15 protein-coding genes are annotated in these 16291 nt (G+C 68.3%); 4 read left to right on the top strand and 11 right to left on the bottom strand.

Annotated elements, in window-relative coordinates:
• From ACWJIO_RS12535 to ACWJIO_RS12525, 3 genes are all read right to left on the bottom strand, one after another.
• The coding region (locus ACWJIO_RS12535; protein WP_480313885.1) for a PQQ-dependent sugar dehydrogenase at positions 1 to 1224 on the bottom strand (1224 nt) is incomplete at its 3' end.
• Between the two features lie 920 nt (positions 1225 to 2144).
• A complete protein-coding gene (gene ligA, locus ACWJIO_RS12530; RefSeq protein WP_480313883.1) occupies positions 2145 to 4304 on the bottom strand; it encodes an NAD-dependent DNA ligase LigA in 2160 nt (719 codons plus the stop codon).
• A gap of 31 nt (positions 4305 to 4335) precedes the next feature.
• The gene (locus ACWJIO_RS12525; protein ID WP_186697567.1) at positions 4336 to 4755 is read right to left on the bottom strand and encodes a hypothetical protein; all 420 of its coding nucleotides are present in this window, start codon (positions 4753 to 4755) and stop codon (positions 4336 to 4338) included.
• A 55-nt stretch (positions 4756 to 4810) separates the two neighbouring features.
• On the opposite strand from ACWJIO_RS12525, the gene ACWJIO_RS12520 reads away from it, so the two are divergent.
• From ACWJIO_RS12520 to ACWJIO_RS12510, 3 genes are all read left to right on the top strand, one after another.
• Positions 4811 to 5380, top strand: a complete 570-nt coding sequence (locus ACWJIO_RS12520) for a SprT family zinc-dependent metalloprotease (protein WP_480313881.1) — start codon at positions 4811 to 4813, stop codon at positions 5378 to 5380.
• A 152-nt stretch (positions 5381 to 5532) separates the two neighbouring features.
• Complete coding sequence (locus ACWJIO_RS12515; RefSeq protein ID WP_480313879.1) at positions 5533 to 6198, top strand: hypothetical protein; 666 nt, start codon at positions 5533 to 5535, stop codon at positions 6196 to 6198.
• Between the two features lie 25 nt (positions 6199 to 6223).
• Positions 6224 to 6745 carry a DUF1269 domain-containing protein gene (locus ACWJIO_RS12510; RefSeq protein ID WP_480313877.1) on the top strand — a complete coding sequence of 174 codons (522 nt, stop codon included), beginning with the start codon at positions 6224 to 6226 and terminating at the stop codon, positions 6743 to 6745.
• Here ACWJIO_RS12510 and ACWJIO_RS12505 read toward each other — a convergent pair.
• Both ACWJIO_RS12505 and ACWJIO_RS12500 read right to left on the bottom strand, forming a co-directional pair.
• On the bottom strand, positions 6666 to 7226 hold the full coding sequence (locus ACWJIO_RS12505; RefSeq protein ID WP_480313875.1) for a hypothetical protein: 561 nt from the start codon (positions 7224 to 7226) through the stop codon (positions 6666 to 6668). The genes ACWJIO_RS12510 and ACWJIO_RS12505 overlap by 80 nt on opposite strands.
• Positions 7227 to 7490: 264 nt before the next feature.
• On the bottom strand, positions 7491 to 8075 hold the full coding sequence (locus ACWJIO_RS12500) for a chorismate lyase (protein ID WP_480313873.1): 585 nt from the start codon (positions 8073 to 8075) through the stop codon (positions 7491 to 7493).
• 56 nt (positions 8076 to 8131) lie between these two features.
• On the opposite strand from ACWJIO_RS12500, the gene ACWJIO_RS12495 reads away from it, so the two are divergent.
• A complete protein-coding gene (locus ACWJIO_RS12495) occupies positions 8132 to 9226 on the top strand; it encodes a glycosyltransferase family 4 protein (protein WP_480313871.1) in 1095 nt (364 codons plus the stop codon).
• On the opposite strand, the gene ACWJIO_RS12490 is transcribed toward ACWJIO_RS12495, so the two are convergent.
• From ACWJIO_RS12490 to ACWJIO_RS12465, 6 genes are all read right to left on the bottom strand, one after another.
• On the bottom strand, positions 9210 to 10109 hold the full coding sequence (locus tag ACWJIO_RS12490; RefSeq protein WP_480313868.1) for a hypothetical protein: 900 nt from the start codon (positions 10107 to 10109) through the stop codon (positions 9210 to 9212). The two genes, ACWJIO_RS12495 and ACWJIO_RS12490, sit on opposite strands and share 17 nt — an antisense overlap.
• Positions 10110 to 10207: 98 nt before the next feature.
• Positions 10208 to 11080, bottom strand: a complete 873-nt coding sequence (gene fghA, locus ACWJIO_RS12485) for an S-formylglutathione hydrolase (protein WP_480313866.1) — start codon at positions 11078 to 11080, stop codon at positions 10208 to 10210.
• Positions 11081 to 11102: 22 nt separating this feature from the next.
• Positions 11103 to 12212, bottom strand: a complete 1110-nt coding sequence (locus ACWJIO_RS12480) for an S-(hydroxymethyl)glutathione dehydrogenase/class III alcohol dehydrogenase (RefSeq protein WP_480313932.1) — start codon at positions 12210 to 12212, stop codon at positions 11103 to 11105.
• A gap of 55 nt (positions 12213 to 12267) precedes the next feature.
• Positions 12268 to 14232 carry a tRNA uridine-5-carboxymethylaminomethyl(34) synthesis enzyme MnmG gene (gene mnmG / locus ACWJIO_RS12475; protein WP_480313864.1) on the bottom strand — a complete coding sequence of 655 codons (1965 nt, stop codon included), beginning with the start codon at positions 14230 to 14232 and terminating at the stop codon, positions 12268 to 12270.
• Entirely contained in the window at positions 14229 to 15374 is a 1146-nt protein-coding gene (locus ACWJIO_RS12470; RefSeq protein ID WP_480313862.1) for a hypothetical protein, read from the bottom strand. Before ACWJIO_RS12470 ends, mnmG begins: the two co-directional genes overlap by 4 nt.
• Before the next feature lie 9 nt (positions 15375 to 15383).
• Positions 15384 to 15926: a hypothetical protein gene (locus tag ACWJIO_RS12465; protein WP_480313860.1), complete on the bottom strand. Its 543-nt coding sequence runs from the start codon at positions 15924 to 15926 to the stop codon at positions 15384 to 15386.
• Positions 15927 to 16291 lie beyond the last annotated feature (365 nt).

Below are 16291 nucleotides of genomic sequence, written 5' to 3'. Positions count from 1 at the left end.
TCGCTCATAGGGCCCCCAGCCATTGATGGCTGCAGTGGGTGTGAGGTCTGAGAGGAAAGTGGTGCCAGAAGGCGATGGTATGGTAGCCGACGCATTTAATCTGAATAGATCACCATCATAATCAATGATATACAGGTTGCCTTCGGAATCCTCTCCGAAAGATGAGATGTTGTTGATGCTGCCTTCGCCCGCAGGCGGAGCAAAAGAGGCAGTGCGATCGGTGTACTCTGATACAGTGCCGTCTATGTATCTAAAAGAATATATTCTTCCAGTAATAAAATCGGCAAAGAAGTAAGTGCCTCTGAGGCTTTCTACTGAGCCACGGTACACGTAGCCCCCAGTGACTGACTGACCCACGCTGTGTGGGTAGGCAAATGTTGGGGCTGTGAGATCATCAGGTGCGCCTATGGGCCTGTAGTCAATATCTCCCTCTCGGAACGGCCATCCGTAGTTTTGCCCGCCGACACCAGCGGGCTGGATGTTGATTTCTTCCCTTGCTCCTTGGCCCACATCAGCGATGTAAAGTTCACCGGTGGTGCGGTCAAAACTTGGTCTCCAAGGATTCCTCAATCCATAGGACCAAATCTCATCATCCCCAGTCACGCCGACGAAAGGATTGTCTGTTGGGATCCTGTAGTTACGATTTGGATCTTGCGGAAATCCGTCTCCATTGACATCAATCCGGAGAATCTTGCCAAGTAGGTTGTCCGTCAGATCTTGTGAGTTAGCAGACAGGTCAAGATTGCCACTTTGAAACCCATTGCCACCGCCATCCCCGGAAGATATATAGAGGTTGCCATCGGGCCCGAAGGCCATCCACCCGCCATTGTGATTGTTTTCTGGCTGGGCATAGGAAAGAATTGCACGTGCACTGTTGGAGTCCGCAATATCTGGATTACTTGTGCTAACGCGATATTCGACAATATTTGTCGTGCCGCCAAGGGTCGGGCCTGGTGCAGTGTAGTTTACGTAGAATCTGCCGTTCGTAGCGTACTCAGGGTGAAATGCTAAACCTAGTAATCCTTGCTCAAACTCTGGGGTAAGGAGCAGTTGCGAGGGAATGGTCAGAAATGGTGTTTCATTGATCGCCCCAGTCGCTGAATCAATGATTCTGATTGATCCCGTCTTTTGCTCAAGTACAAAGAGACGGGAGGCATCTCCTGGCGGCGAAGTCAGAAAAAGCGGTTGAGCCAGTCCAGTGGCAAGCCTTGAAACGGAGAACATATTCAGTGGCAAAAAATGCTGAGGCCCCGGAACTATTGTTGTGGGCTTGAAGAGATGGGATTGACTCTATCCCGATCCTAACTATTGCACGCCAGCAGCAGCGGTGATTCCAATCCCTTGAAAGTCTTCGTAATCTCTTACGTTGATTGCCCTTGTTGTATAGATGTTAGCACTTATACGGTTTGCAAGTATGTCCACTGACTTAGAGTTAACTGAATAGTTGATGTGAGGCCTATGGGAGGCGCTGAAATCCGACCAGCGCGAGGTGTGCTTCAGGGATGATCAATTCCTGCCCCAGCCTTTGGGCACAGCCCCGATGGCTACAGCCAGGCCTGTTAGGTCACTGGCGAGTCACCCAGGCTGGCGATGCTCCAAGACGAGCTTTGCGTACTGGATCTCAAGGGCGGGCTCACGACGGCGGGCACTCTCGTCACTCAGAGAACGTTTTGCGGCTGCCCGAGCAGCCGGGGGCCGAGTTCCTCTTGAGAGCGAAGGACAACCAGATGAGCTTCCGCCCAGATGTCCAGCCAGTTCCAGGCGAGATGCCCGATCGCCGGCCTGGCACAGGAGCATGGACGGCTGGCGCCGACTTTGTGACCTGCAGCCGTATCGGATGGCCGCGCTTGGAACCGCAGCAATGAAGGTGTGGCGGCTGGCTGGTTTTCTGTTGATCCCGCCCCATGCTTGAAAGGATGCTGAAGCGGCCCGGCAGGCCATCAAGCACCCAGATGGGCTATACAGCCCTCCAAGGATACAGCGATGGGAAGAAAGTCATCATTCATGAACATTCAGTGAGTGATCCGTTTCGGCATGGGATCCATTTGGCGCTTCTTGAATCAGGCTGACACCAGCCCAACCTGATCGAGCAGCCTCTCATCTGGCCTCACACGGACTTCATCTTGTGTCACACCAGTGTGTGATCACTCGAGGCCGCCTTGCTTCAGCAGTTCCAGCAGCACGGCCTCGCTGATCACGGTTACCCCCAGGCCCTCGGCCTTACTGAGCTTGCTGCCCGCCTCCTCGCCGGCCACCACATAGCTGGTCTTCCTGCTCACGGAGCTGCTCACTTTGCCGCCGGCGGCCTCGATCAGCTCCTGGGCCTGACGGCGGCTGAGGCTGGGCAGGGTGCCGGTGAGCACGAACGTCTGGCCGGCCAGGGGGGAATCAGGGCGCTCCCGGCCTGCCTCGCTTCCGCCCGCCGCCGCGGCGGCCTTGGCGGCCCGTTCCGCCTCGCTGGTGGCCAGGGACAGGCCCTGCTCCCGCAACTCCTCCAACAGCGTCTGATTGGCCGGCGTGGCGAACCACTGCTGCAGGCTCTGGGCGATCTCGGCGCCGATGCCGAACACCGCCGTGATCGCCTCAGGCTCTGCGGCGGCGGTCGCCGCCAGCTCCTTGGCCGAGGGGAAGGCCCGCGCCAGGGCCTTGGCGTTCACCTCGCCCACGTGATGGATGCCGAGGCCGTAGAGCTGGCGGTGCCAGGGCTGCGCCTTGGAGGCGGCCAGGGCGGCCACCAGATTGGTGGCCGATTTCTCCCCCATCCGCTCCAGGCTGGCCAGCAGGGCCCCATCCAGGCGGTAGAGATCGGCGATCGAAGCCACCAGGCCCCGGTCCACCAGCTGCTCGATCAGCTTGCTGCCGGCGCCGTCCACATCCAGGGCCCCCTTGCTCACCCAGTGGCGCAGGGCGCCCCGCAGGATCGCCGGACAGCTGGAATTGACGCAGCGGGTGGCCGCCTCGCCCTGCTCCCGCACCAGCTCCGAACCGCAGGCCGGACAGTGGTGGGGCAGTTCCAGCCGCTGGGCCGCCGCCGGCCGCAGCTCGCTCAGCACCCGCACCACCTCGGGGATGATCTCGCCGGCCTTGCGCACCACGATCGTGTCGCCGCCGTGCAGATCCAGCTCAGCGAGGCGATCGGCGTTGTGCAGGGTGGCGCGGTTCACCGTGGTACCGGCCAGGGGCACGGGCTCGAACTCGGCCACCGGCGTGATCACCCCCGTGCGTCCCACCTGGCAGACCAGGCGCAGCAGCCGGCTGGGGGCCTCTTCGGGGGCGTACTTGAGGGCGATCGCCCAGCGGGGTGCCTTCTGGGTGAAGCCGGCCTCGGCCTGCAGGCGCAGGTCGTTGAGCTTCACCACCACGCCGTCGGTGGCATAGGGCAACTGCTGCCGCGCCTCCTCCCAGTGGGCGCAGAAGGCCGCCACCGCCGCCAGATCCGGCAGCAGGGCCGCGTTGGGGTTCACCTTGAAGCCCGCTGTTCGCAGCCAGGCCAGGGCCTCCCACTGGCTGCTGGGGCGGAGGGGCGCCGTGCCGCCGGCCCCATCTGCCTGGGGCTGCCAGTCGGGGGGCAGGTGCAGGGTGTAGGCGAAGAAATCCAGCCGTCGCGCCGCCACCACCTTCGGGTCCAGCTGGCGCAGGGTGCCGGCGCAGGCGTTGCGGGGATTGGCGAACGGGGTCTCGCCGCGCGTCTCCCGCTCGGCATTGATCGCCGCAAAGGTGGCATCGGGGATCAGCGCTTCGCCGCGCACCTCCAGCCAGGCCGGCGGCTGCTCCAGCTGCAGCCGCAGCGGCACGCTGCCGATCGTGCGCACATTGGCCGTGATCTCCTCGCCCCGCTCGCCGTCGCCGCGGCTGGCAGCCCGCACCAGCACGCCCTGCTCGTAGCTCAGCGCCAGGGCATTGCCATCGATCTTGAGCTCGCCCACCAGCGCCAGGGCCGGCAGCGACTCCTCGCCATTCTCCGGCTGGCGATCGAGCAGCTTGAGCAGCCGCCCGTACCAGGCCTTCAGCTCCGCCAGCGAGAAGGCGTTGTCGAGGCTGAGCAGGCCGATGCGGTGCTCCACGCTCGTGAAGCCCTCCGCCGGGCTCCCCCCCACCCGCTGGGTGGGGCTATCCGGGGTGATCAGCTCGGGGTGGGCCGTCTCCAGCTCCACCAGCTCGCGGTAGAGCCGGTCGTAGACCGGATCCTCCATCAGCGGAGCATCGAGCACGTAGTAGGCGTGGGCGGCCTGGCTGAGCAGCCGCTGCAACTCGGCGATCCGGCCCTGGCCGGCTTCGGCACCGGCTGCCCTGCTGCTGGTCATCAGGCCCTGGGAGAAGGAGTCTGCAGCGGTGTCAGGCGCCCACCGTGCGGATCCGGTCGATCCGCCACTGCTCCTCCACCTTCACGAAGGTGAAGTCGAGGGGGAGTTCCTCCTTGGCCTCGGTGAGCAGTTTCACGGTGAGGATCAGCTGGCCCTCCTGCAGCCTCGGCCGCCCCGACTTGAGGTTGCGGTAGCGGTTCAGCTTCAGGCCGGCCAGGTACTGGATGAACTGCTTGCGGTTCACATGGCTGCGGTAGTTCTTGGTGGTGAGCAGGTAGGCCCCGTCCACCTGGCCGTTGGCCACCTGGGCGAAGAACTGCTTCAGCAGCGGGTTGATGCCGCGGGCGCTGAGCACCAGCTTCACGGCCGTGATCGTCCAGTAGAGGAGCAGGGCTCCGGCGCCGGCCAGGAGGGCCTTGCTGCCGATGTCACGGGTCAGAGCCCAGTCCATAGGCCGGTGAATCTGTGTTGAATGGCCCCAGAGTCTGACTGACCAGGCCCCCGGCGTGCCGCTCGAGCCCCTGCTGCCGCTGTTTCACCGGTTGAACCGGGAGCACTTCGAGGCCCGCCTCGCCCCCGGCGGCGTGCCCCTGCTCGAGCTGCGCTGGAGCGATGGCCGCATGCGCCGCACCGCCGGCCTCTACCGCCGCGGGCGCCGCGCCGACGGCCGCGATCTCTGCGAGATCGTGCTGTCGCGGCCGTTGCTGGATCCCCTGCCCCGGGAGGCCCTGCTCAGCACCCTCTGCCACGAGATGATCCACGCCTGGGTGGACCGGGTGCTGCAGGTGCGGGAGGTGCATGGCCCCCACTTCCGCGCCCGCATGACCGCCATCAACGCGGCCCAGGAGGGTTTCCAGGTGAGCCTGCGCCACCGCTACCCCCTGCCGGGCGGCGCCACGGCCGCCAGCCGCTGGCTGGCCCGCTGCCCCCGCTGCGGCCTCACGGCCCCCTACCGGCGCCGCGTGCGCGGCCTGGCCTGCCGCGCCTGCTGCGAGCGCCACCACGGCGGCCGCTGGCATGCCAGTTGCCTGCTCGACTTTCGCGAGGCGGCCGGTGCCCCCGGGGAGAGTGTCTAAGGTCAGCCCGCTGTGGCCTCGGCGTGGACGTCTTTCTCTGGACCCTGCAATTCGCGGGCCTCGGCATCGCCCTGGTGGGCCTGCGCCGCGAGCGCTGGCTGGCGGCGCGCCGCCGCTGAGGGCCGATAGCGTGGGCGCACTGATGTTGCCCCATGCGCGAGTCCTGGTCTGAGCCTGAACCACCGCTGCGGCGCGGAAGGCCCGCCGAGCCGTCCCGGGGCGGTGGTGAGGCCTTTGAGCAGGGGCTGGATCGGTTGGTCTCGGCAGGACGTCACCTGGTGGATGGGGTGTCGGGGGCTCGCCCTGGCTCGCGTCCGTCGGCTCGCGGCGCCGGCCGTGGAGCCGGCGGGGTGCCACGCCTCAACGAGCTGGGCCGGTGGGTGGAGACCAAGCTCGACTGGATCCTCGATGAGGAGGACGCCTGGCGCGAACCCTGGCAGGAGTCCCAGGATGGATCGGGCCGCTCCCGACCCGGCCCCGCTCGCTCCCCGGCACCGGCGCCGGCGACAGGTGCTGACACCACCGGTTCAGGTGTGGCCCCCCGCCGTCCGCTGGAGGCGATCTCCCGCCGCGTCGCCCCCCGGCCCGGCGCGTCCGCCTCGCCGCCGCTCAGCAGTGAGCCAACAGCGCGGCAGGTCCCGGAGGGTGAAGACTGGCCCGATGAGGCCAGCTTCTCCCTGCCCCGCTGGCAGCGTCCTCGCATCCCCGCCAGCCCGGAGCCGGCGGCGGCGGCCCCAGACCGTCAACGGCGATCTCCCGGAGCTTCGGCGCCGGGGCGGTCCCTGCCCCGCTCAAGCCGGCGCCGGCTGTCTGAGTAGCCTGGAGGACCGTTGCGATCCGTTCATGAGCAGCCTGGTGGTGGTGGGTTTTCCCAAGATTGAGGAAGCCGAAGCCGTGCGGCGCGAACTGGTGACGATCCAGCGCGAGCAGCTGATCGCCCTGGAGGATGCCGTGGTGGTCGATCACGATGACGACGGACAGGTGCACCTGCGCCAGGCCCTCAACCTCACCGCCGCCGGGGCCCTCGGGGGCGGTTTCTGGGGCACCCTGGTGGGGCTGCTGTTCCTCAATCCCCTTCTCGGGGCCGCTGTCGGCGCCGGTGTCGGCGCCGCCTCAGGCTCCCTCTCCGACATCGGCATCAACGACGGCTTCATGCGGGAGCTGGGAGAAACCCTGCCCCGCGGCACCGCCGCCCTGTGCCTGCTGGTGCGCGAGGCGAGTCCCGACCGGGTGATCGAGCGGCTGAGGGCCCATGCCCCCCACGCCCGCCTGCTGCGCACCAACCTCAGCCACACCGACGAAGATCAGCTTCGGGATCTGCTGGAGAAGGCACGCCAACAGGCCGAGGCCTTGAGGCTCGGCTGAGACCCGCCAGGGTCACCCTGAAGCCGCTGCCGCGCTGTTGGAGTTCCTGGTTCACCGAGCCCACCAACTCCGTGGGCACCTCGCTGGCCATCTCCTCGGCCGAGGTGGTGATCGCCTCGGAGCCGAGCAGCAGGGCTTCCAACAGGTCGGCCCAGAGGGTCACCAGGCGGTTGGGCAGCAGTGGCTTCATCCCCTGACCCTGCAGCACCGCGGCGCAGCCCTGGCGCTGCCAGAGGGCTGAACGGTGGTGGCCGCGGGGATGGGGCAGCAGGGCCAGGCCCCGGTGCAGGGCCTCGCGGCTGGGGGCCCCGTTGGGCTGGCGCAGCCCCGCCGCGCCGAGCTGACGGCCGCAGAACACGGCCGAAATGCCGAACAGGCGGCCCAGTTCGGTGAGGCTCAGCCAGTCGGCCTGCTTCGGCTCGCTTGCCTGCCGGTGCGACAGCGGCGCCCGGGGGCGCAGGTGGATGGGAGTAGGGGCCATCGGCCTCGATCTGATCAGCCCCAATGATCACCCCGCACCAGTTCCCGTCAATTCGTCAAGGAATCTGCGTAGCCCTGTGTTACAGACTTCACAAATCCATACAGTGCAATCATTCGGTGGCGGGCGACACCGCTGCTGCCGCAAAACCCCTGGGAGGCGTGGTTTCAAGCCACTGCCTCCCTTGCCTGGCAGCCTGGTCAAGGCCGGCGCTCCGGTGTGGTTTTCGCGGCTTTTGGGTACCGCCCGCCTGGCTGAACGGGGCCGTCAAACCGCGACGGCAGGGCCCAGCCAGCGCTCCAGATCGGGCGAGAACACCTCCCGGATCACGGTGAGGGGCTGGCCCCCGCGGAAGAAGCGGTAGTGGCGGCTCCAGAAGGGACCCTGGCGGCCAAAGCGCTGGGCCAGCCAGGGGGCCTCCACCCTGGCCAGTCCATCCACCTCGCGGAACAGCTCGGCGCGGTTGCTGGTGAGGCTGCGCCAGATCGGCTGGTCCCGGCGCTGCAGATGCTCCTGGGCCTGGTCATGGTTCCACCAGCTCTCGGCCCAGGCCAGGGTGTCAGGGCCGCAGCGCAGCCACACCTGGCGCCGGATCAGGGGGTCCGCCAGCTCCTCCACCTCCGGCGGCGGCACGGCGCCATCGCCTGGCTGCTGCAGGCCCATGGCGATCAGTTCGATCTCCAGGGGCAGGCCGGTCAGGGCCTCCAGGTGTCGGGTGGGGCTGCCATCGCCGAGCAGCAGCAAGCGCCAGGGCCCGGTGAGATCGCCGCAGCAGCCTGGGCTCAGGGCTCCGCCGATCAGGCTGGTCTGCCAGATGGCCTGCGGGGAGGGGGCTGGGGCCATCACCGGCATCGGAATCCTCGATCGTCCCTCCGTACCCTAGAAATCACGCCTGGCGGGCCGCGGCCATGTCCCAGCTACTGCCGCCGGTGGTGGTCGCCAATCTCCACAGCCGCTACACCGGCGTGTCGGCCACGGTGCGGGCCCTGGTGCCGCTGCAGCGCCGCCAGCTGGCCATCGGCCTGCTCGACTGGGGCCAGCTGGGCCTGGAGGCCGGCATGGCGCCGGCCGTTCTGCTTCTGCAGGGGTGGCGCCCCCCGCCAGGGGCGGCCCGCCGTGTGTGGCATGCCCGCCGTGACCTGGAGATCATGGTGGGTCTGCTGCTGCGCGGGGTGTTGCGCCAGCCCTGGGCGGTGCTGTTCACCTCGGCGGCCCCCAAGCCTCCGGGCCCGGTGCTGGGCTGGCTGATCCGTCGCTGCGACGCGGTGATCGCCACTTCGGGACGCTCGGCGGGGTTCCTGCCCCAGGGCTGCGTCAGCGCCACCATTCCCCACGGGGTGGACACGACCTTCTACAGCCCAGCGCCCGCCGCCCCAGGCGGAGTGGGCGGGGAAGTGGCCCCCGATCCCCCGGCCTTGATCGGCTGTTTCGGGCGGATCCGCCCCAGCAAGGGGGTCGACCTGGTGGTGGAGGCCCTGATCACCCTGCTGCCCGACCGCCCGCGTTACGGGGCTGTGTTCACCGGGCTGGTGCGCCCCGCCGAGCGGGATTTCCTGGCGGGCTTGCAGCGGCGCATTGCCGCCGCCGGCCTGGAGCAGCGCATCCGCTTCCTCGGCGACCTCGACCGCCTCGCGGTGCGGGACTGGTACCGGCGCGTGTGCCTTTGCGTGGCGGCCTCGCGCCGGGAGGGCTTCGGGCTGACACCCCTGGAGGCCATGGCCTGCGGCTGCGCGGTGCTCACCTCGGAGGCGGGAGCCTGGCCGGAGCTGGTGGACGGGGAGGTGGGCCGCCGCTTCCAGACCGGCAATCTCGCCTCGCTCACCGAGGCGCTGGCCCTGCTGCTCGATCAGCCCGACGAGCTGCGGGCCATGGGCCGGCGGGCACGCCGCCGTGCCCTGGCTTGCCATTCCCTCGAGGCCGAAGCCGGCGCGATCAACGGCCTCTACCGGCAGCTGCTGGAGGGTGCCGCTCAGGCGACAGCGCCGATCAGCCGCCGCTGCTGATGCTGATCAGGCGCTGCTCGCCGTTGCGCTCGATCACGGCACTGTCCGCGTTGGCGGAGTGCAGCTTCCAGCCGGAGGCGCCGATGGTTTCCCCCACCGTCGCGCTGGTGGAGGAGCTGCCCACCTGAAAAATGGCGGAGCCGCCGTGGCCCGGGGCCTGTACCACCCCGATCAGCTGCGGCGCTGGCCCCCCCCCGGATCCCCCGCCTCCGGTGTGGCCGCCAGGCCGGGGTGTGGCCCCACTCGGCCCAGCCGGCGGGGCCGAGCGGCCGACGCTGCCGTTCATCGGCACCTTGAGCACCCGTGCCCCGGGCGCGCTGCTGGGCGGCAAGGTGGCCAGCTCCTGCATCCAGGGCTCTGCTGGCGGCGGTGGCGGCAGACCATCTTCTGCGGCTGTCACGGCCTCAAGGCCCCCGGCTGCGGCTCCGGGCTGGATGCTGCCGATGGAGGCTGCTGGACCGGGCGAGGCCGGGCCCATGGCGCGCAGCCGCTCCATCATCAGCAGGTTGCGCTCCTGGCGGATCGCCTGCTGGTCCTGGCTGCGCAGCTGCAGCGCCACCAGCCCAAGGCCTGTTACGGCCGTGATCCCCAGGCTGACGCTGGCCAGCACCAGGGCCGATGGGGGCGATTGACCCACCTGGATCTGCTGTCCGGCCCGGGAACGCCCACCTGGGACGGCGCGTCTCGCGCCAGGGGTGACGGCTGGGCTGGCCGCAGTCCGTGGGGCTGCCGCTGGAGGAGCCGGCGGCGGCGGCGGCATGGGCAGGGGATCGAACACCTCCACCTCGATCGCCATCTCTGGCGAAAAGACCCGGTTCATGACCTGCTCGGCCCGCAGTTCCCAGTAGGCCCTGGAGGTGCAGATGCCCTGAGCTTGACTCACGCCGTCTGCCGAGTTCGGCTGCACCATACACCCAGATTCTTTTAAGGATTGCAACCCCTCCTTGCGAGGGACTTCGGGCTGGCGCCCCAGCCGGCGGTTCAGCACCGCAGAGCGCGGGCGTGGTGTTCCAGGTGGTCGGCGATGAAGCTGGCAATGCAGAAATAGCTGTGGTCATAGCCCTGCTGGCGGCGCAGCTGCAGGGGCTGGCCTGCGGCTGCCGCCGCCTCGGCCAGGGCCTCCGGATGCAGCTGGTCGTCCAGGAAGGGATCGGCCAGGCCCTGGTCCACCAGGATCGGCAGCGGTGCAGCCCGGTCCGGTCCGATCGCCCGCTCTCCCGAGCGCAGCAGGGCGGTGGCATCCCAGGCCTGCCAGGCGCCTGGATCGGGCCCCAGCAGGTGGCCGAAGGCCTTCTGGCCCCAGCCACAGGCGCAGGGGTGGGCGATCGGGGCGAAGGCCGACACCGCGCAGTAGCGGCCCGGATGCCGCAGCACCGCCACCAGGGCGCCATGGCCCCCCATCGAGTGGCCACAGAGGCTGCGGCGCTCGCTCAGCGGCAAGGCCGCCTCCAGCAGTTCCGGCAGTTCCTGCACCACGTAGCTGTGCATGCGGTAGTGGTGGCTCCAGGGCGCCTCGGTGGCATCCACATAGAAGCCGGCGCCGTGGCCGAAATCCCAGCCGCCATCCGGGTCGCTCGGCACCTCAGGCCCGCGGGGGCTGGTGTCCGGCATCACCAGGGCCAGGCCGAGCTCAGCAGCCCGCCGCTGGGCTCCCGCCTTCTGGCTGGCGTTCTCATCGGTGCAGGTGAGGCCCGACAGCCAGTACACGGCCGGCACCCTTTCCCCGGCCAGGGCCGCGGGGGGCAGGAACACCCCCAGCAGCATCGAGCAGTTCAGCTGTCCGGACTGATGCCGGTAGCGGCGCTGGGAGCCGCCGAAGCAGCGCTGGTCGCTGAGCAGTTCGAGCTGGGCCACGGGAGAAGCCTTGGGGTGGCGCTCAGAAGTGAATCACGCTGCGGATGCTCTCGCCGGCGTGCATCAGCTCGAAGGCCCGGTTGATCTCCTCCAGCCCCATGGTGTGGGTGATGAAGCTGTCGAGGGGGATCTCCCCCCGCTGGGCCTTCTCCACATAGAGCGGCAGCTCGGTGCGGCCCCGCACGCCGCCGAAGGCCGAACCGCGCCAGACCCGCCCGGTCACCAGCTGGAACGGCCGGGTGCTGATCTCCTGGCCGGCTCCGGCCACCCCGATGATCGTGGATTCCCCCCAGCCCTTGTGACAGGCCTCCAGGGCGGCCCGCATCACATCCACATTGCCGATGCACTCAAAGGAGTAATCCACACCGCCATCGGTGCGATCGACCAGCACCTGCTGAATCGGGGCGTCGTGATCGCGGGGATTGAGGCACTCGGTGGCGCCGAGCTGCTGGGCGATGGCGAACTTGGCCGGGTTGAGGTCGATGCCGATGATCCTGGAGGCCCCGGCCATCACCGCCCCGATCACCACCGCCAGGCCGATGCCGCCCAGGCCGAACACCGCCACCGTGCTGCCGGGCTCCACCCTGGCGGTGTTGAGCACAGCGCCGATGCCGGTGGTCACCCCGCAGCCCAGCAGGCACACCTTCTCGAGCGGTGCCTCCTTGTTGATCTTCGCCACGGCGATCTCCGGCAGCACCGTGTACTCGGAGAAGGTGGAGGTGCCCATGTAGTGGTGCAGCATGCGGCCGTCCTTCGAGAAGCGGCTGCTGCCATCGGGCATCACCCCCCGGCCCTGGGTGCTGCGGATCGCCTGGCAGAGGTTGGTCTTGCCCGAGAGGCAGAAGCGGCACTGGCGGCATTCAGGGGTGTAGAGCGGGATCACGTGGTCGCCCACGGCCACGGAGCTCACGCCTGCGCCCACTGCCTCCACCACGCCGCCGCCCTCGTGGCCGAGGATCGCCGGGAACAGCCCTTCGGGATCGGCGCCTGAGAGGGTGTAGGCATCGGTGTGGCACACCCCCGTGGCCACCAGGCGCAGCAGCACCTCGCCCGCCTGGGGCGGCGCCACGTCCACCTCGGTGATCTCCAGGGGCTGGCCGGGGGCCCAGGCCACGGCGGCTCGGCTGCGGATCATCGGCTCAGGGCGGCTGTGCCCATCCTCAGCCTTGGCCGGAGGGCGCGGCGGCTCAGGCGCCCAGGGATGCGGGCCTGGTGGCCAGGGGCTGGGCCCCACGGCGCTTGCGCAGCTCCAGCCACAGCATCAGGGCCGTGATGTCGGCCGGACTCACCCCGGGAACCCGCCCGGCCTGGCCGAGGGTGAGGGGCTGCACGGCGCTGAGTTTCTCGCGGGCCTCATGGGAGAGGGTGCCGATGGCGCCGTAGTCGAGGTCTGGGGGCAGGGGGCGGTGGGTCTGTTTCTTGGCCTGGTCGATCTGCTGCTGCTGGCGGGCCAGGTAGCCGCTGTACTTGATGTCGATCTCGGCGCCCTCGCGCACGTCCAGGGGCAGGGCCGGATCCGCCAGGCCATGGGCCACCAGGTCGGCGCTGTGGAAGCCGGAGCGGCGCAGCAGGTCGGCCAGGGTGATCGAGCCGCGGATCGGGGCGCCGCTCTGGGCCTCCACGGCCGCGGCGGCGGGGTCGCTCACCTTGAGCCGCACCGCGGCCAGCCGCTGCTTCTCCGCCTCGATCGCCTCCTGTTTGGCGCTGTAGATCTGCCAGCGGCGGTCATCGACGAGCCCCAGTTCCCGGCCCAGCGGTGTGAGGCGCCGGTCGGCGTTGTCGCCGCGCAGCACCAGGCGGTATTCGCTGCGGCTGGTGAGCACCCGGTAGGGCTCGCGCAGATCCTTGGTGATCAGGTCGTCGATCAGGGTGCCGATGTAGCTGCCCTCGCGGGGGAAGTGCACCGCGGCCTCGCCCCGCACCAGGCGGGCGGCGTTGAGTCCCGCCACCAGGCCCTGGGCGGCGGCCTCCTCGTAGCCGGTGGTGCCGTTGAGCTGGCCGGCGCTGAACAGGCCGGCGATCCGTTTGGTTTCCAGCGAGGGCTTGAGCTGGGTGGCGGGCAGGTAGTCGTAGTCCACGGCGTAGGCCGGCCGCAGCATCACGCACTGCTCCAGGCCGGGCAGGGTGCGCAGCAGTTCCAGCTGCAGCCGCTCCGGCAGGCCGGTGGAGAAGCCCTGCACGTAGATCTCGGGCGTGTCGCGGCCCTCGGGCTCCAGGAAGATCTGGTGGCTCTGCTTGTCGGCGAAGCGCACGATCTTGTCCTCGATCGAGGGGCAGTAGCGGGGCCCCTTGCTGTCGAGAAAGCCGCCGTAGATCGGCGTGAGGTGGAGGTTGTCGCGGATCAGCTGGTGGGTGGCCGCCGTGGTGCGGGTGAGGTGGCAGCTCATCGGCTCGCCGCTCACCCAGGCCGCCGGATCAAAGGAGAAGAAGCGGTCGGCCGCATCGCTGGGCTGCTCCTCGAGCTGGTCGAGGGCGATGCTGCGCCGGTCCACCCGGGCCGGGGTGCCCGTCTTGAGGCGGCCGGTGCGGAAGCCCAGGGCCTGCAGGGCCTCGGTGAGCCCCTCGGCGGCCTGCTCGCCGGCCCGGCCGGCGCTCATCGACTGGTTGCCCACCCAGATCTGGCCGCCCAGGAAGGTGCCGGTGGTGAGCACCACGGCCGGGGCGGCATAGACGCTGCCGAAGTAGGTGCGCACGCCGCTGATGCGGCCGCCTTCACCCGGCCTGCCGTCCAGCTCCAGCCCCGTCACCATCGCCTCGCGCAGCGACAGGTTCGGGGTGTGCTGCAGCAGCTGCAGCATCTGGCGGGCGTACTGGCGCTTGTCGGTCTGGGCCCGCAGGGCCCAGACGGCCGGACCGCGGCTGGCGTTGAGCACCCTTTTCTGCAGGGCGGTGGCGTCGGCCAGACGACCGATCACGCCGCCCAGGGCATCCACCTCATGCACCAGCTGGCTCTTGGCCGCCCCGCCCACGGCCGGGTTGCAGGGCTGCCAGGCGATGCGGTCGAGGTTGAGGCTGAACAGGGCCGTGTTCAGGCCCAGCCGTGCCGCCGTGATCGCCGCCTCGCAGCCCGCATGGCCGCCGCCCACGACGATCACGTCGAAGGTTTCGGTGGGAGGAATGGAGCAGGCCATGGGGGCAGAACCTGGATTCAAGAAATGACCTGTCGCTCTGGGGCCTCTGCGGCGTGGGCGGACGGGTTGCTGGAGGGGGAATCGGTGTAGGCGAGAAAGGCTGAGGCTCGCCCCTGCTGCACCGGGCTGGGGACCACCGGAACCGATGCGGCTGCGATGACTGGGGCCCCGGCAGCCAGGGCCCCCTGGGCCAGGTCGAACATCTGCAGGGCCAGGGAGCGGCCGCTGCACACGTGGGCCCCGGCACCGAACGGCAAGCTGAAACCTTGGCGAAATGGGCAGCCCTTCGCCTCACCCAGCAAGACATAGATCGTATCTCCCTTGCCCAGGCGATGTACCCCTGCGGTGGTGGCCTCCAGGCAGCGCCGCATCACAAAATTGGTGGGAACCGTGTTCTGGAAGCTCACCCGCCGGCAGGCGGCCTGGGCAGCTGTGAGATCGTCGCGGGCTGTGGCCAGACTCTCCAGCAAGGCGTTGCCGCTGGCGGTCACCGTGGCCAGCAGGGGCTGGAATCCCATCACCAGCAGCACCGAGACGGCGTTCCTTTCGCCGGCGCCCAGTCGTTGCCACTCCAGGCTGGCCATGCAGCTGGCGATGGCCTCGTTGCAACGACGCAGGCTGGAGGGCTTGGGGAAAGGATTAAAGAAATCTACCGCCATCAGCGCTTCGGCGCTGAGCGCAACGCCACGGCCTGCCACGGCGGAGAGGCAAAGGTTGGTCAGGGCAGTGGTCAGCTGCGTTGCCAGCTGCAGGCTGGTGGGGGTGGGAGTCCGAAGCACCGTTTGGAGGGCAACCGCGAGCGCCTCGGGTGCCGCACCGGCCAAAGCTGGGCTGCAGCGCGCCAGCACGGCACTCAGCTCTCGACGTCGCTGACCGTGGAGTGCTCCGCTCAGGAAGAGGGGGCTTTCGCCGCAGAATCGCCTGATCCAGCCGGTGTGCTCAGCGCCGGCCAGTCTTAGAGCTGGGGCCAGAAAGTTCAGTTCTTCAAAGCGCTTTGAGCCCAGGATCTGTCGCGCCAGGTCAGGGTCATAGACGAACAGCACCCCACGGCCGAGACCGGTCTCGCCCAAGCTGTCCTCGCGCTCCTGCAAGGCTGGGAAGCGGTCCGCTCCACGCCTGCCCGTGAGCGACCGAAGCGTTTCCAGCACCTGCAGGTAGTGCATGACGTCGGCTCAGCGGGGACCCACAGCTGCGGCAGGTGCTTCCAAGTTGGTGTCCCGCTCCGCCAGCCAACGCAGTTGCTGATCCAGGGCTCCGAGCTGCATCACGGTGGCCAGGGTGCCGTGGGAGCTGGAGGCCCAGCTGAGGTCGAACACCAACTGCTGGAATTGGCTGGGGGACACGCTGGCACGCAGATGGTCGTAGTGGTGCCGGTCCATGGGGTTGGCGCTGGCATAGAAGATGCGGCTGCGGCGGATCCCTCTGAGGGGCCTGCTCAGGCACCGCGCCAACAGCCGCTGATCGCAGAGCACCGGTGGGGAGGCAGCTAGCCTGCGTCCGAAGGGGGCCTCAGCCCGCAATCTGAGGGCCATCACGCCACCTGCGGATGTGCCGAGCACAGCAACCCGCTGCCATGGCGCAAGCTTCAGGAGTGCCTGCAGGGCCCGCACGATGACGGGCTCGCTGGCGGTGTAGAAATCGTTGTCGGGGTCAATGAAGTACACCAACCCGTCAAAGTGATGCCTGGCCGTAGCATGAAAGCAGGGGATTGGCATGTTCAGTGCTCGTGCTCTGCCTGTGAAACACAACAGCAACCTGGGCCTGGCCGGCAGGGGATGGCGGAGGTAGGCCTGATGCACATTCTGCTTCCAGTAGTAGGGAAAGCCATCCGAATTCAGTTCCTGTGCATGGCTCAGGTAGCCAAAATCGAATTCCCCATGACCTGCGTTGATTCTGCGGTGGAGCCGCAGAGCACTGTTGTATCCATTGGGGTGATCCGAACCCAGCAACCTCGCAATCTCTTTGATGCTGGTGGTGGAGGAGCCCCACCAGGGCCAGTCGCGCTGAAGCAGGCGCGGCAGCTTCAGTTCGATCACCCGATCCCAGCGGCGGTTCGAGACCTGCTCCTGCCATCCCATCT

The sequence above is a fragment of the Paraciimarium castrense LEGE 11436 genome, assembly GCF_056633055.1.
The sequence above is the reverse complement of the archived record's forward strand: the minus strand, read 5'-3'. Positions and strand labels throughout refer to the sequence as shown.

Excerpts from the sequence above, each read along its gene's own strand:
- ACWJIO_RS12525 (WP_186697567.1), bottom strand. The coding sequence starts at position 4,755 with ATGGACTGGGCTCTGACCCGTGACATCGGCAGCAAGGCCCTCCTGGCC.
- ligA (WP_480313883.1), bottom strand. The coding sequence starts at position 4,304 with ATGACCAGCAGCAGGGCAGCCGGTGCCGAAGCCGGCCAGGGCCGGATC.
- ACWJIO_RS12515 (WP_480313879.1), top strand. The coding sequence starts at position 5,533 with ATGCGCGAGTCCTGGTCTGAGCCTGAACCACCGCTGCGGCGCGGAAGG.
- ACWJIO_RS12495 (WP_480313871.1), top strand. The coding sequence starts at position 8,132 with ATGTCCCAGCTACTGCCGCCGGTGGTGGTCGCCAATCTCCACAGCCGC.
- ACWJIO_RS12500 (WP_480313873.1), bottom strand. The coding sequence starts at position 8,075 with ATGCCGGTGATGGCCCCAGCCCCCTCCCCGCAGGCCATCTGGCAGACC.
- ACWJIO_RS12510 (WP_480313877.1), top strand. The coding sequence starts at position 6,224 with ATGAGCAGCCTGGTGGTGGTGGGTTTTCCCAAGATTGAGGAAGCCGAA.
- ACWJIO_RS12505 (WP_480313875.1), bottom strand. The coding sequence starts at position 7,226 with ATGGCCCCTACTCCCATCCACCTGCGCCCCCGGGCGCCGCTGTCGCAC.
- ACWJIO_RS12465 (WP_480313860.1), bottom strand. The coding sequence starts at position 15,926 with ATGCCAATCCCCTGCTTTCATGCTACGGCCAGGCATCACTTTGACGGG.
- ACWJIO_RS12470 (WP_480313862.1), bottom strand. The coding sequence starts at position 15,374 with ATGCACTACCTGCAGGTGCTGGAAACGCTTCGGTCGCTCACGGGCAGG.